We start from the raw sequence: 14,132 nt of genomic DNA, 5'->3' as shown, positions 1-14,132 counted from the left end.
GATTTTTACGTAAACGTCAACTTTCCGAAGCGATCCCAAACGGAAACAGGCCGGCCGGTGGTTAGACCGGTCAGCCTGCCTTATGTGCCGGGGGGACCGTCCGGCACTTTGAAATCAACCCTTATCTATAGGGCGAGATGCACTGGCGACGCGGGCCGCCATAGGGCTGGTAGGTGTTGTCGTAAGCGCGATACGAACGGTAGCGGTTTGCGCACCAGTTCACATGCGAACCACCGCCGACATAGCCGCGATCGTTGGCGATAGCGCCGCCGACGATCGTGCCGACGCCGAATGCGGCGAGCGGGAACCAGAAGCCATTGTGGTAGCGGTAACCATCGCGCTGGTAGCGGTAGCCGCGGTGGCCACGATACCAGCCACTGCGATAGCCACGGTCGCCACGCCAGCCGACATCGCGATCCCGGCCGCGCCAGCGGCGGCTGTCACGGTAGTAGCGGCGGTCGTTGTTCCAGTTGCGGCCGCGATCGAAGCGCTCGGCGCGCCAGGTGCTGCGCGAGCCGCGATCGTAACCGCCGCGCCGCCAGATCCGGCGATTGTGATCGCGCACGAGCTGCACCGAGGTGCCACCTTCGGTCGCAGTCGTCTGGATCTTGGCGACGGGAAGCGGCATGGCGTTGGCCGGCACGACCGGCGTGGCGGCGAAAAGCGCCGACATCGCCATCGCAAGGACTTTACTGATAAATTTCATGACAATTCTCCCTAGGCGTGCCCTTCAGCATTTGCTCGAACGGCAATTTGAACGCGAAACGCACGAGAGTCCCTTTCGTTCCATATGCGGTCTTCCGGCGCGCGTTTCAATGGCTCTGTTCGTCACAAATTCGGGAGCCTTGTTCTGGAACCTTGGGCGGATTAGCGCTCCGTTAACCATGTCTCGTTCACCATGCCCGCTTGATCCGGCGCGGGATTCGAACAGGAGCGTCCATGAACCCGAAGCATCTTTCCGGCCTGGCGGCCCTTATCCTGCTGGCGGCCCTGCCCTTTTCGGCGCGCGCGGTCGATGTGGAACCGTGGAGAAAGCCGGAAAACGCCATCGTCATCGACGCTTATGAGCTGAACGAGATCGATTGGTCGGAAATGCTGTCCGACAAGCGCATCGCCGGCTTCATTTCCAAGGCTTCCGACGGCCTGCCGGAAAGCTACAGCTGCAAGGGCGAGCACAGCGGCGACACGGTGGCGCACTGCAAGACCATGTGGCGCAAATATGCAGTGAGCCGCGAACTCTACGAGACCCGCCGGCTGCTCGCGCGCTCGAAGGGCCTGCTCTGGGGCGCCTATCACCTTGCGCGACCGGGCAACCCGGTCGACCAGGCCAACCATTTCCTCGACTATGCCAATCCGCAGGACGACGAGATGATGGTGCTGGATATCGAGGGCATCGATCCGGACACCTATATGTCGCTTGCGGATGCGCAGGTCTTTGCCGGCCATATCAAGACGCGCACGGGCCGCTATCCGGTGCTCTACACCAACCATTCGACGGCACGCTACATCGCCGCGCACCGCGACGAATACCGCATCCTGTCGCGCCTGCCGCTCTGGTATGCCCGCTACAAGCCGGGCATCGAGGGCGCCTTCCCGATGGGCAACTGGGACAATTATGCGCTCTGGCAGTTCTCCGCCGGCGTCAACTGCTCGAAGCGCCGCTGCCCCTACCGCGTGAAGGGCGCGCTCAACGACATCGACGTCAACGTCGCGCCGATGGACAAGGCCGCACTCGGCAAGGCCTGGGCCTTCGGCGGCCTCGTGCCGGAAAAACCCTTCGAGCCGGTCGACGAGATGCTCACCGCCTCCATCCCCACCGGCGGCGCGCTGAAGGCGACCGTCGAAGCCGCGGCCTCCATCGGCGCCGAGGCACAGACGACCGGCGCCATCACGCTCGCCTCCGGCACGACGGCGTTATTCCCGGTGACGGTGACAGCCGAAGTCCGCGCCGGCCTCGCCGCCAAGGGTGCCGCGACTGCGGCGCTTGGGCAGCGGGTGGTCGACGTGACGCCGCTGAATTATCAGGATTTTTGAGAGACCCGCACTCAGCTCGCGTGCTTGACACCCCCCTCTGCCCTGCCGGGCATCTCCCCCTCAAGGGGGGAGATCGGCAAGAGGCAAGGACATCGCGTCAAAGGCACCCTTTATTTTGGGCGAAACGCCTGCTCCATCCAATCTCCCCCCTTGAGGGGGAGATGCCCGGCAGGGCAGAGGGGGGTCTATCGCCCCTCCGCCTCACGCCTCGATCGACACATCCCCGATCGGGCGCGAGCAGCAGGCGAGGATGTAGCCTTCCTCGATTTCGTCGTCGAGGATGCCGCCGTTGTGGCGCATATCGACTTCGCCGGAGACCTTCATGACCCGGCAGGTGCCGCAGAGGCCGCCCTCGCAGGCCGCGCCGATGCGCACGCCGGCCGCGCGAGCCGTTTGCAGGATGGTCTGGCCGGGCGGGCATTTGGCGTCCTTGCCGGCCATGGTGAAGGTGACGGTCGAGATCGCCTCCGCATCCACCTCGCCCGCACCGCCGCGAATGGCGAGCTCTTCGGGGGCCGGTGCCGCGGCCGGCTGGAAACTTTCCTCGTGGTAGCGCTCCATGTTGAAGCCACAGACCTTCAACATGTCCCGCACGCCGCGCATAAAAGGTTCCGGGCCGCAGCAGAAGACGGTGCGGTCGCGGAAATCGGGGGCGAGCAGCGAGAGGCGGGCGGCATCGATGCGGCCGCGCAGGCCATGCCAGCCGTCGCGCGGATTGTGCCCCTCGACGACGAAGCCGAGCGCGAGGTTCGGCATCTGGGCGGCGAGACATTCGAGCTCCGCCTTGAACAACAGGTCCTCCGGCTTGCGTGCGCAGGTGACGAAGGCGACATCCGACTGCGGCGCGCAATCCGACATCCAGCGCGTCATCGACATCATCGGCGTCACGCCGGAGCCGGCCGAGATGAACAGGTATTTTTCCGCCGGATAGCGCACGAAGGAAAAATCGCCGAGCGGGCCGAAGGCCTTGAGCTTCACGCCGGGGCGCAGGTTGTCGAACATCCAGCGCGTGCCGATCGAGTTCTTCTGCACCTTCACCGTCACGGAGACGGCGAAGGGGCGCGAGGGCGTCGAGGACAGCGTATAGGTGCGCATCACCGGATCGTCCGGCGCCACCGGCAGCTCCAGCGTGACGAACTGGCCCGGCAAGTAGCGGAACCAGTTGTCGCGATCCGAGCGGAAGGTGAAGGTCATCACATCCGTCGTCTCCGCCGTGACGGCGATGCATTCCAGCAGGTGCTGGCGATCGTTCCACGGATGGAGTTCGTCGAAATGGTGGAAATGGCTCGCGACCGTCATGTCAGGCCACCCGCGAGAGCGGCTTCTTGGCGCCGTCGAGCCGTTCGATCATGAAGTTGGCATACCATTCGACGAACTGCATGACGCCGCCCTCGTCCTCCGGCGAATAGGGGCCGGGCTGGTAGGCGGGCGAGCGGATGCCGAAGGCGTTTTCCTCGACGATCTTGCGGTCCTGGTCGTTTGTCTCGGTCCAGACATGGGTGAGCTCGTCGAGACGGTAGTCGATGCCTTCCACCGCATCCTTGTTGACGAGCCACTTGGTGGTGACCTGCGTCAGCTCGGGGCCGAGCGGGATGACGCGGAAGGTGATGGCGTGGTCGGCCAGCACATGGTTCCACGTCGTCGGATAGTGGAAGAGCAAGAGCGTGCCGATATGGCTTTCCAGCACGTCGCTCGACAGCGGGCGCTGGACGGCGCGCGCGCCGGACATGGTGTAGCTCTCGGCATCCTGGATCAGCGGCATGCGCGCGGCGCGGAACTGGCCGGTCGGCGACATGCGGAACTCGCTCGGCAGGCCCGCCGCCTCGCACTTCGCCCAGTGCCCGGCGATGACCGGATCGTCCTTTGCGCCCTGCACGCCGGTGGCGCTGGGGGCTTCCGGATAGGTGCGGCAGAGTTCCGGATGGTTGGCGGCGCAGTGGTAGCACTCGCGGTTGTTTTCCCAGACGAGCTTCCAGTTGCCCTTCTCGATGATCGTGCTTTCGAAGGCGACCTTGGTTTCGCCGAGGCGATGGCGCGCGAGATAGGGCTCGACCAGATTGCGGAAGGCGGAGAAATCCGGGGCCTGGTCGGCCAGGCAGATGAAGATGTAGCCGCCGACGGTCTCGCAGTGGATTGGCTTCAGGCTGTGCTGCGTCTTGTCGAAGTCCTCCGCCATGTGGCGGGCGAAGAGCAGCGAGCCGTCGAGCTCGTAGGTCCACTGGTGATAGGGACAGACGAGCTTTGCCGACGTTCCCTTCTGCTGGTTGCAGACGCGCGAGCCGCGGTGGCGACAGGAATTGTGCAGCGCGCGCACGGTGCCCGTGCGGTCGCGCGTGACGACCACGGGATAATCGCCGACCTGGACGGTGAAATAGTTGCCGGCCTTGGGGATCTCGCAATCATGGCCGATGAACAGCCAGTCGCGATACCAGATCGTCTCCATGTCGAGCTTGTAATGGTCGGGGTCAATGTAGAAGGCCTGCTCGAGGCTGTAGCCATCGCGCCGGTTCTTGAGCTTGCGGAGCACGTCGCTGCGAATGTCCATGCCGGATCCTCGGAAAATCTGAATTGGGGCCAAGGCGCGCGGAAGGAGACGGCATCCAGGCAGCAGGGCGCCGGGAATGCACGCATCCCGGCCGCCCGCCGCAGCCAGTCACGATCGTTTCTCCAGGCTGGTTTCCGGGCTGAGGAGCGTTCTTCGGGGCATGACCTTGTCGGGTCATTTCCCTTCGAACCGTCGCGGCGCCTTCCCAGACCTCCCGTCCAGTGACGTATGCCGCGTCTTGCTCCAACACCGTTGCGGGGGCAGCGCCGGATTTCAACCGGCTTCCCAATTCTCCAGGCTCCTTTCGGGGCGTGGCACCTTGAGTGTGCTTATCTAACCGCAAGTATCGCCGCACGACATGTCGGAAAACGACATGTCGTCATGATTTGGCGACAGGATTGTCGCGCGGTTAAAAAGCGGGGTGCGGAGATTTCTGCATATATGTCAGGGTGATATGCCTAGCTTTGCGGCAGTGTGCCCATCCCCTCGGCAGTTTGCTGCCTACGATCATGCTCTTGTCATATTGCGACCCGCCGCATGTGCCTGCGAGGAATGGGGAGCGGGCCGGAAAGGATTGTTTAACGTCGTTTGCATAAACTTCCCCGCGATCAAGGCGCGAGAGCATTTCCGCTTATCTTCGAATCGCGAAAACGCTCTTTCTCCTCGTTTGTACGCAATTCCGGACGCAAAACCGCTACGCACTTTTGCTGGAATTGCTCTTAGATGGGGTGCTCGCCACGTGCAGCAGACGAAGTTCCGATATTACGACGCCGTCGCCTACAAGCGCGCGAACCCGCCGAAATCCGCCGTGCACACGGAATTCCTGCGCACCGGCCGCATCGATCGCAACCTCGACTGGTTGCCGAGCGAGAAGCGTTACCTCACCTACCAGGAGGTCGCCGACCGCACCGGACGCAAGCTGGAACGGGCGGGCAGCGTCACGCATGACCGCATCAACGGCTTCCACCGGTCGATCCAGTTCCCCAAACTGATCTTCCACCGCACGCTCGCCCACACGCCGCATCTCGGCTATTGCCACATCACGGTCGCCAATTCGCGCTTTGCCGAATTCGAGAGCGTGCAATGGGCCTTCTACATGGCGAACTTCTTCTCCGACATCGGTGACGAGGAGCAGTTCTTCGCCGGCATTTCGCAGAAGCCGGGCCGCATGTATTTCGCCGTCGCCATCGTGCCGGGCGAGGAGGAAGGCCGCTTGCGGATCGACCGCAAGGTGCGCGGCAACGGCGTGATTTTTCGCACGGACGATCCTGCCCTCGCCATGAAGAACGTGCTGATGCTCGGCGCCCGCGACGAGGCGCTGCGCAAGATCATCCGCGCGATCTAAGCCCTATAAAGCAGCCATTCCTTGCCCGCCGGCACTTCGTCGCCGCGTCCGTAGACGACCACGAGATCGCCGCCCGCGCCCTTCGCCTCCGCAAGCGCCCGCTCGCAGGCGGACGACAGGTCGAGTGCGCTGTCGGCGCGGTCCGACATGCAGACACCGGCCGAGAGCGTCAGGTGGCCGAGATTGCGGCCCGTGCGCGGATCGCGCAGCGCGATCGTCTGGAAGGCTGCGCGCAGGAGATCGATCAGCCGCGTCACCTCGCTTTCGTCGGCGGTGTGGAACAGGAAGCCGAAGCGCAGCCCATCGATGCGCACGGCGAGCTCTCCGGCCGGGAAGACCTGGCGGATCAGCCCGCCGTAGAAGCTCACGAGATGCTCCGACAGGGCTTCGATCTGGGCGGGCGAAAAGCGGCGGTCGGCATCGACCTCGGCGACCGCGACGCCGCAGAGCATCGGCAGGTCCGGATTGGCATAGATGCGGGCAATCGCCTTGTTGAAGGCGCGGCGGTTGCCGAGCTTGGTCGGCGGATCGACGAATTTCATCGCCTCGAACTCCGCCATCTCCTTCTGGATGCCGTCCATGACGGCCGATTGCGCGGCGACCTTTTCCGCCATTTCCGCCGTGTGGGTGACGCGCAGCTCGGTCGCCCGCTGCAGGGCTTCGAGCGACGAGCCGAGCGCGCCCTCGCCCGCCGCGCTGCGGATGACCTGCGAGGCCTCGCCGATCAGGCGGCCGTAGTCGGACAGCGACGAGCGCTCCTGAGTGAGCAGCTCCATGAAATTGCCCATCTCGCTGCTGATCGCGCCGGCGGAGCGTTGCAGCACGCTCGCCTCGTGCTGGTGCGGCAGGTATTTTCGGCCGAGCTCGTCGAGGGCTGCCTGCGTCTTGTATTTGCCGAGCGCGATGAAATCGCGCACCAGGTCCGGGTTGGCGCCGGCATAGGCCTCGTAGACCAGCTCGTAATTGCGCGGCAGGCCATCGATGCCCATCTGCTTCATGGCCGTTGCGACGCGGAGCGCGATATCGGTCGTCGAGGATTTCTTGTGAGCCATCAATACGGGACCTGTGTGCGGGACGTTTCATCTCCTTGTAACAACCTCCGCTTTCAGTCGCTCTAATCGGGTCGCTCGCATTTTAGGCAAACCGCCCCTCATCCGGCCTGCCGGCCACCTTCTCCCCGCAAGCGGGGCGAAGGGGATATGCCGCCCTGTCTTTTCCCAGCCAATACCCGTCCGTGGGGCAAGTCCCCTCTCCCCGCTTGCGGGGAGAGGGTTAGGGTGAGGGGCAAACCCGCACCGCCGGCCCTTGGCATTTCCCGGCAAAGGGCGGTAAAGGAGGCCGGAAGCGACGGAAGGGCGAGATGGCAGATATCGTGGATACGCGGACGGAACCGGAGGCAGCGCTTGCCCGCGCGTGCGAGGTGCTCGGCCGCGGCGTGCCGGTCGCCATTCCCACCGAGACGGTCTACGGCCTCGCCGCCGACGCCACCAATGCGCTCGCCATCACCCGCATCTATGAAATGAAGGGCCGGCCGCGTTTCAATCCGCTCATCTGCCACATGGCCGATCTAGCCATGGCGGAAGAACACGCGGTCTTCGATCCGCTGTCGCGGCAGCTCGCCGAGGCCTTCTGGCCCGGTCCGCTGACGCTGGTGCTGCCGATCCGGCCGGACAGCGCCATCCATCCGCTCGCCCGCGCCGGGCTGGACACGGTCGGCATCCGCGTGCCGACGGGTTTTTCCAGCCGGCTGCTCGCCGCCTTCGGCCGGCCGCTCGCGGCCCCCAGCGCCAACACGTCCGGCCGCATCAGCCCGACCACCGCGCGCCACGTCGCCGAGGATTTTGGCGCGAAGCTGGAGCTGGTGCTGGATGCGGGGCCTGCCGTTGTCGGGCTCGAATCCACCATCCTCAAGGTCGAGGGCGAGACGATCCGGCTGCTCCGGCCCGGCGGGCTCGATGCCGCCGAGGTCGAACGCATTACCGGCCGCCCGGTGCTGCGCAACGACAAGGCCGGCGCGACGATCGAGGCGCCGGGCATGCTCGCCTCGCATTATGCGCCCGATGCACCCGTGCGGCTCGATGCCCGCGACGTGCGGCCGGGTGAAGTGCTGATCCGTTTCGGCGGCACGCCGCTGCCCGGCGAGGCCGATGCGGCGCTTGTGCTGGATCTGAGCCCCAATGGCGATCTTGCGGAAGCGGCCGCCAATCTCTTCGGCTATATGAAACAGGCGGATGCGACGGGCGCTGCCGCCATCGCCTTTTCGCCGATCCCCTCGACCGGCCTCGGCGAGGCGATCAACGACCGTTTGCAGCGCGCCGCCGCACCCCGCGGATAAAGGAAACACGATGGTCCAGGCAAAGCTTTCCCCCGATCTCGTCGCCCGCTTCGCCGCCATCACCGGCCCGGCCTACGCGCTTGTCGAAGAGGGCGACATCGCGCCCTATCTCGTCGAAAGCCGCGGGCTCTATCACGGCACGTCGCCGCTGGTGCTGCGCCCCGGTTCGGTCGCCGAGGTCTCCGCTATCCTGGCGCTCGCGACCGAGACACGCGCGGCGATCGTGCCGCAGGGCGGCAATACCGGCCATGTCGGCGGTGCCGCGCCGCGCGAGGGCGAAGCCGATATCGTGCTGTCGCTGTCGCGCCTCAACCGCATCCGCGATGTCGACCCGGTCGGCAATGTCATCGTCGCCGATGGCGGCGCGGTGCTGGCGGACATCCAGAAGGCCGCCGAGGCGGTCGACCGGCTGTTTCCGCTGTCGCTCGGGTCGGAAGGCTCCTGCCAGATCGGCGGCAACCTTTCCACCAATGCCGGCGGCACCGCGGTACTTGCCTATGGCAACATGCGCCAGCTCTGCCTCGGGCTGGAAGTCGTGCTGCCGACCGGCGAGGTCTGGAACGGGCTGCGCCGCCTCAAGAAGGACAATACGGGTTACGACCTGCGCGATCTCTTCATCGGCGCGGAAGGCACGCTCGGCGTCATCACGGGGGCGGTTCTCAAACTGTTTCCGCGACCGCTCGGCCATGAGGTGGCCTTTGCGGGGGTGAAATCGGTCACTGACGCGCTCACCCTCTTCGAACGCGCCTCCAGCCGCTGCGGCCATGCCCTCACCGGCTTCGAACTGATGCCGCGTCTCGGCGTCGAGTTCACCACGCGCAACATTCCCGGCGTGCGTGATCCGCTCGCCACCCCGCACGACTGGTATGTGCTGGTCGACATCTCGACCTCGGACGCCGCGGAAACGGCGACGCGCATGATGGAGGCGCTGCTGGCCGAAGGCATCGAGGCGGGGCTGGTGGAGGATGCGGTGATCGCCTCGAGCGAGGAGCAGCGCCGGGCGCTCTGGCATATGCGCGAAAGCATGTCGCCGGCGCAAAAGCCCGAGGGCGGCTCGATCAAGCACGACGTCTCCGTGCCGGTCTCGGCCATTCCGGCCTTCATGGCCGAGGCGGACGCGGCGGTGATGGCGGCCATTCCGGGCGCGCGCATCTGCTCCTTCGGCCATATGGGCGACGGCAACATCCACTACAACATCTCGCAGCCCGTCGGCGCCGACAAGCAGGCCTTCCTCGACCGCTGGAGCGAGATCAACCATCTCGTGCACGGCATCGTGCTCTCCTACAATGGCTCGATTTCCGCCGAACACGGCATCGGCCAGCTGAAGCGGGACGAACTGGCCGCCGTGCGCGAGCCGATCGAGATGGACCTGATGCGGCGGGTGAAGCGGTCCTTCGACCCCGCCGGCATCATGAATCCCGGCAAGGTCGTCACTGTCTGAGCGCGTGGGTCGCGCCCGTCAGACCAGGACCATGCCGCCATCGACGACGATCGATTGGCCGGTGACATAGTCCGAACCCGATGACGCGAGAAACTGGGAAATACCGATCAGGTCATCCGCCGCCGACGACCGGCCAAGCAGGATGCCGGAGGAAAAGTTCTCGAAGGCTTCGTTCTCGCGGCTGGTCAGGCCTTCATCCTTGAAGCCCTTGTCGATGAGCTTCCACATGTCGGTCGCGACCACGCCGGGGCAGATCGCGTTGACATTTATCTTGTGGGCACCGAAGGCCCGGGCCGCCGCCTGGGTCAGCGCCACGACGGCGAACTTGCTGGCACTGTAGTGCGCGAGCGGCTCATAGCCCTGCTTGCCGGCGATCGATGCGGTATTGACGATCTTGCCGCCGCCGCCCTGGCGGATGAATTACTTCACCGCCTCCTGAATGCCGATCAGCACGCCAAGCCCGTTGACGTCCATGACGCGATGCCAGTCGTTTTCGGTGATGTCGAGAAATTGCCGCACCTGCGCGATGCCGGCATTGTTGAACATGACGTCGAGACGGCCATGGGCGGCGACAGTGGCCTCGATCATCGCCTTGACGCTGGCGCGATCGACCACGTCGACGGCAACGCCGATCGCCGTTCCGCCCGCGCTGGTGATGCTCTCGGCAACGCTTCTGGCACTCTCTTCGTTGATATCGGCGATCGTCAATCTGGCGCCGGCGCCGGCAAGGCCGCGGGCAATCGATTCACCGATACCGCGACCGGCCCCCGTTACGATGATGGAACGATCTTTGACGCTGTTGGACATGGCTTCCTCCCTGTTGAACCCTCGCGGGGTCGGATGGAGAAGAGCAAAGGCCGTGCCATTTTTCTCTGATTGAGGATAATCAATAAGTTACGCCGTAAACGGCGACGCGGCCACCCATGGCATGTGTGGCACACGCCACAGGCGGTGTGGCGCGGCGCCACACATACCGCGGCATGAAGGATCAGCCGCCGGTGCGCAATTGCGCCAGCGACATCATCAGGTCGGCGCTGATGCCGGCGGAGCCGGAGCCGTTCAGCACGGACAGCGCCGGATCGACGGTGGTCTGGTTGTCGAGATCGTAGAGAACGGCGAACTTGACGATCATCTTGGAAACCTTCTCCGGGTCCTGCAGGTCCTCAAGCTTGAGATAGCGCTCGATCATGCTGGCCTGGGCATCGATATCGGCGCTGCCGATCTCGTCCGGCAGCTGGTAGATCGTCTTGAATACCTGGAACAGCGCGTCGTCGGCGAGCATGTCGTAGGGGCTGGAGATGGTTGCCGCCTTGCGCTCGAAATAGAGCGCCAGGCGCACGCCGGCATTGTCGTTGCCGGCCTCCTCTTCCAGTTTCTGGCGCACATAGCTGTCGAGCGTCTCGTAGATGCCGCGGCGCGACTGGATCTGCGCGTCGTCCGGACGCTCGACCAGGCCTTCGGCATTGAAGTTGAACGAGGCGACGAGCTTGCGGTAGTCGCGATCGGCCTGCTGGTTGACGAAGCTCTTCGGGTCGTCGAGGTCGGAGGTGAAGATCTTTGCCATGAACTCGGCGTCGACGCTTTCCGGATCGATGCCGTTGGCCGTGAGCACGAAGGCGACGAGGCGCGGATCGGCGAGGAATTCCTTGACCGATTCCACCTTCTGCATCTGCACGGAGTAATATTTCGCCTCCTCCTCGGCGAGCGTGCGGTCGTCCTTCGTGCCGAAACGGGATTTCTCCACCACATAGGCGCGCGACATCACCAGGATCTCGGCCTCGGATTGTGCCAGCTTCGGCACGGTGATGTTGCCGTCCGACCCGAAATTGAACGCCTTGGCGAGTTCGACGTAGCGCTCGTCCTTCAGCTGGTACACATAGCTCCTCGGATCGTTGAGGTCGCTTTTCAGCACGTTCTTGATCGTCAGCGGCGTCACCTTGGCCGGATCGAGGCCGAAGGCTTTCAACGCGAAGTCGTAGATCGTCGCTTCGCCGACAAAATCCTGCACGGTCTTCACCGCGCCGATCTGGCTCTTGAAGCGGTTGATCGCGAGCTCGTCCGCCTCGTCGTCGACGTCGTTGTAGCGGATCATGTAACTGTTGGCGGTCGTCGTGGTCTGCGCGGCCGTCTGCGGCGGATCGCCGGGCGCAAGCGTGCCGTCCTCTTGGAAGTTGAAGGCGGCGCGCAAGGCCTGGTACTGTTCCTTGTCGGCACCGCCGAACAGGTTGATGTAGCTCGTGGGGTTGTCCGGGTCCGGATCGCTCTCGATGATGTTGCGGATCGTCAGGTTGGTGACGGCCGGCTTGTCGAGCCCGAAGGCGACCTTGAGATAGGCGACCAGGCGCGGGTCGTTGGCGATCTCGTCGGCCGTGGTGATGCTGCCGATCCGGCTTTCGAAATAGTCCCGGTGGATCAGCGCCGCCGCCGTCGTCACGCGCGGGTTGGAGAGCGTGTAGAGTTCCTTCGTGCTGGCCTTCTGGGCGTCGGTCTGCACGGTGCCTGCCACCGCCGTGCCGTCCGCCTCGAAATTATAGGCGTAGGCGAGCACCTGGTATTTGTCGACATTGGCAAGCACACCGTTCTGGCTGGCGATCTCCGCCTTCAGCGCGGCGATGCGCGCCGCCGCCTGCGCGCGCGGAACGAGCACCGCGTCGAGATCGGCGACGGCGACCTGCTTGTCCGCCAGCTCCGTCTGGTATTCCGCCCGCCGGGTCTGGAACAGCGTGATCTCCGCCCGCTTGCCGTCGATGATTTCCTCCAGCTCCGCCGCCGGCAGGCCGTTGGGATTGGTGGAGAGCGTGGCGATCTCGGCTTCCAGCGCGGTGATGCGCGTCTGCATGGCGGGAATGTCGGTTTGCAGCTTGGTGATGCGCTTCAGATGGCTCTCGCGCAGTTCCAGCGGCTCCAGCGCGTCGCTCGCCGCCTGGCGGGCCGCCAGGGCATCCGCCGCCCGGCCGCCGAACTGGGTGTTGAAGAAGCTGTTCGGGTCGTCGAGGTCGCTCGTCAGCACGTTGCGGATCGTCTGGCGCGAATAGGTATCCGCGTTGATGCCGAAGGCGGTCAGCATGTAGTTGCGCAGGCGGTCGTTGTTCAGCAGCTGGTCGACGCTCGTCACGCTGTCGATGACGGCATTGTAGTAGCGCGTCTCCTCCTTGATCGCCGTGCCGGCATTGGCGGCGGTCGACGAATAGAGGCCGATGATCTCGTCGAGCTGCACTTCGGTCTGGGCCGTGGCGGCCGTCGAGGCCTCGAAGCTGAAGGCGTTGGCGAAGGTGCGGTAGCGTTCGTCCGTCAAGAGGTTGACGAAGCTGTTGGCGTCCGACAGGTCGCTTTCCAGGACCTTGCGCATGAAGGCCTTGGCGTAGCTCATCTCCTCCAGGCCGTGGGCTTTCATGGCATAGGTATAGAGCCGGTAATCGTCGAGGAACTCGTCCACCGAGGTGACCTTGCCGATCGTCTCCTTGTAATAGGCCGTGTCGCGCGCATTGACCGTTTCGTTCGCCGTGCGGTCCAGCGACGTCAGCATGTCGCGCGTGATGAGGTTGTAACTCGTATAGGTGGACAGCATCGAAAGCTCTCTTTTGCGGGCGCGGGCAGGCCGATCAGATGCCACTTTCGCGCGCGAGGCTTGTCCCGGCCTGTCGACGGGGCGGCACATATCGGTGTGCCCGCGTTCACCTCTCCTAAACCCTAGCCCGTGGAGTTTTGCTAACCATCAGGAACTGCAAAGTTTTCTTAACCGCGATTTTTAAGCGGCTCGGAAGGGGCCGCGCCTATTCTCGCCCTCAGAGGACGAAAAGTCCCGATGAGAAGACCGGACACCGGCTCTCAAGGAAAACAAGGGCGAAAGACATGCTGAATACCGTTTCCAAGCCGGCCTGGGCCGGCACCACGCTCCGGCTCGATCCCAAGCGCTTCCCGCAGCAGGTGACATTCGAGCTGCGCACCGAGGGAACCGACGCCACGATCACGCTCGACGAACGCGGCGCCGTGATGCGCAAGGTGCTGCCGTCGAGCGGCCTGCCGCTCTCGATAGCCCTGCCGCCCCGCGCCTTCAAGGGTGTGGCCGCCCGCGCCATCGACCACGGCAACGGCCAGGTCACCGTCACCCTCGAACTGCACCATGACGACCCGGACCTCTGCATCCCGCTGCTGGTGGCGCACGATCTCTGCGATATCGCCGCCGACTGGCGCAGCTGGGCGGACGCCTATCGCATTCCCATGCTGATGGTCGAGGCCGACGGCATCGCCCGGCCGCTCGACGACAACCTGACGGTCGGCAACCGCCCGGCAAAACCGCGCCGCCGCCACTCCTTCTTTGCCGACCGCCGCCCGCGCTTCCTCGTGCGCCGCACGACCGGCAAGCTCGGCGTGCAGATGAAGATCAACGGCCGGGAGATCACCGCCCGGAGTTGAGCCTGCGGTGAAAAAA

10 protein-coding genes, 1 pseudogene and 1 riboswitch are annotated in these 14,132 nt (G+C 64.6%); of the genes and pseudogenes, 5 read left to right on the top strand and 6 right to left on the bottom strand.

Features of this window, described 5'->3' with window-relative positions; all coding sequences use genetic code 11:
• Positions 1–121: 121 nt before the first annotated feature.
• On the bottom strand, positions 122–697 hold the full coding sequence (locus VGN93_RS02375) for a BA14K family protein (RefSeq protein ID WP_414713996.1): 576 nt from the start codon (positions 695–697) through the stop codon (positions 122–124).
• 242 nt (positions 698–939) lie between these two features.
• Between VGN93_RS02375 and VGN93_RS02370 the strand changes: the two genes are divergently transcribed.
• Complete coding sequence (locus VGN93_RS02370) at positions 940–2,034, top strand: glycoside hydrolase family 25 protein (RefSeq protein WP_327506191.1); 1,095 nt, start codon at positions 940–942, stop codon at positions 2,032–2,034.
• A gap of 201 nt (positions 2,035–2,235) precedes the next feature.
• Here the strand turns inward: VGN93_RS02370 and VGN93_RS02365 are convergent, their stop codons facing one another.
• On the bottom strand, positions 2,236–3,333 hold the full coding sequence (locus VGN93_RS02365; RefSeq protein ID WP_327506190.1) for a hybrid-cluster NAD(P)-dependent oxidoreductase: 1,098 nt from the start codon (positions 3,331–3,333) through the stop codon (positions 2,236–2,238).
• Position 3,334: 1 nt separating this feature from the next.
• Entirely contained in the window at positions 3,335–4,579 is a 1,245-nt protein-coding gene (locus VGN93_RS02360) for an aromatic ring-hydroxylating dioxygenase subunit alpha (protein WP_327506189.1), read from the bottom strand.
• Between the two features lie 108 nt (positions 4,580–4,687).
• A riboswitch (cobalamin riboswitch) is annotated at positions 4,688–4,916 on the bottom strand.
• Positions 4,917–5,318: 402 nt separating this feature from the next.
• Between VGN93_RS02360 and VGN93_RS02355 the strand changes: the two genes are divergently transcribed.
• Positions 5,319–5,924: a DUF6656 family protein gene (locus VGN93_RS02355; RefSeq protein WP_327506188.1), complete on the top strand. Its 606-nt coding sequence runs from the start codon at positions 5,319–5,321 to the stop codon at positions 5,922–5,924.
• Here the strand turns inward: VGN93_RS02355 and VGN93_RS02350 are convergent.
• Positions 5,921–6,976 carry a GGDEF domain-containing protein gene (locus tag VGN93_RS02350; protein WP_327506187.1) on the bottom strand — a complete coding sequence of 352 codons (1,056 nt, stop codon included), beginning with the start codon at positions 6,974–6,976 and terminating at the stop codon, positions 5,921–5,923. The genes VGN93_RS02355 and VGN93_RS02350 overlap by 4 nt on opposite strands.
• Positions 6,977–7,284: 308 nt before the next feature.
• On the opposite strand from VGN93_RS02350, the gene VGN93_RS02345 reads away from it, so the two are divergent.
• On the top strand, positions 7,285–8,259 hold the full coding sequence (locus VGN93_RS02345) for an L-threonylcarbamoyladenylate synthase (RefSeq protein WP_327506186.1): 975 nt from the start codon (positions 7,285–7,287) through the stop codon (positions 8,257–8,259).
• Positions 8,260–8,269: 10 nt separating this feature from the next.
• Positions 8,270–9,700, top strand: a complete 1,431-nt coding sequence (locus VGN93_RS02340; protein ID WP_327506185.1) for an FAD-binding oxidoreductase — start codon at positions 8,270–8,272, stop codon at positions 9,698–9,700.
• Between the two features lie 18 nt (positions 9,701–9,718).
• Here the strand turns inward: VGN93_RS02340 and VGN93_RS02335 are convergent.
• Together VGN93_RS02335 and VGN93_RS02330 are read right to left on the bottom strand one after the other, a co-directional pair.
• Positions 9,719–10,507, bottom strand: a pseudogene (locus tag VGN93_RS02335) (SDR family NAD(P)-dependent oxidoreductase).
• A 181-nt stretch (positions 10,508–10,688) separates the two neighbouring features.
• Positions 10,689–13,268, bottom strand: a complete 2,580-nt coding sequence (locus tag VGN93_RS02330) for a DUF1217 domain-containing protein (RefSeq protein ID WP_327506184.1) — start codon at positions 13,266–13,268, stop codon at positions 10,689–10,691.
• Positions 13,269–13,552: 284 nt separating this feature from the next.
• Here VGN93_RS02330 and VGN93_RS02325 point away from each other — a divergent pair, with 284 nt between their 5' ends.
• Complete coding sequence (locus tag VGN93_RS02325) at positions 13,553–14,116, top strand: DUF6101 family protein (protein WP_327506183.1); 564 nt, start codon at positions 13,553–13,555, stop codon at positions 14,114–14,116.
• Positions 14,117–14,132: the final 16 nt, after the last annotated feature.

This window comes from Shinella sp. (genome assembly GCF_035998705.1).
Taxonomy (GTDB): domain Bacteria; phylum Pseudomonadota; class Alphaproteobacteria; order Rhizobiales; family Rhizobiaceae; genus Shinella.
Note: the sequence above shows the minus strand (reverse complement) of the source record. Positions and strands in the feature narration are given on the sequence as shown.

Bases quoted from the DNA above. Each gene is read 5' to 3' on its own strand.
- VGN93_RS02370 (WP_327506191.1), top strand. From the start codon at position 940: ATGAACCCGAAGCATCTTTCCGGCCTGGCGGCCCTTATCCTGCTGGCG.
- VGN93_RS02345 (WP_327506186.1), top strand. From the start codon at position 7,285: ATGGCAGATATCGTGGATACGCGGACGGAACCGGAGGCAGCGCTTGCC.
- VGN93_RS02325 (WP_327506183.1), top strand. From the start codon at position 13,553: ATGCTGAATACCGTTTCCAAGCCGGCCTGGGCCGGCACCACGCTCCGG.
- VGN93_RS02365 (WP_327506190.1), bottom strand. From the start codon at position 3,333: ATGACGGTCGCGAGCCATTTCCACCATTTCGACGAACTCCATCCGTGG.
- VGN93_RS02360 (WP_327506189.1), bottom strand. From the start codon at position 4,579: ATGGACATTCGCAGCGACGTGCTCCGCAAGCTCAAGAACCGGCGCGAT.
- VGN93_RS02340 (WP_327506185.1), top strand. From the start codon at position 8,270: ATGGTCCAGGCAAAGCTTTCCCCCGATCTCGTCGCCCGCTTCGCCGCC.
- VGN93_RS02350 (WP_327506187.1), bottom strand. From the start codon at position 6,976: ATGGCTCACAAGAAATCCTCGACGACCGATATCGCGCTCCGCGTCGCA.
- VGN93_RS02330 (WP_327506184.1), bottom strand. From the start codon at position 13,268: ATGCTGTCCACCTATACGAGTTACAACCTCATCACGCGCGACATGCTG.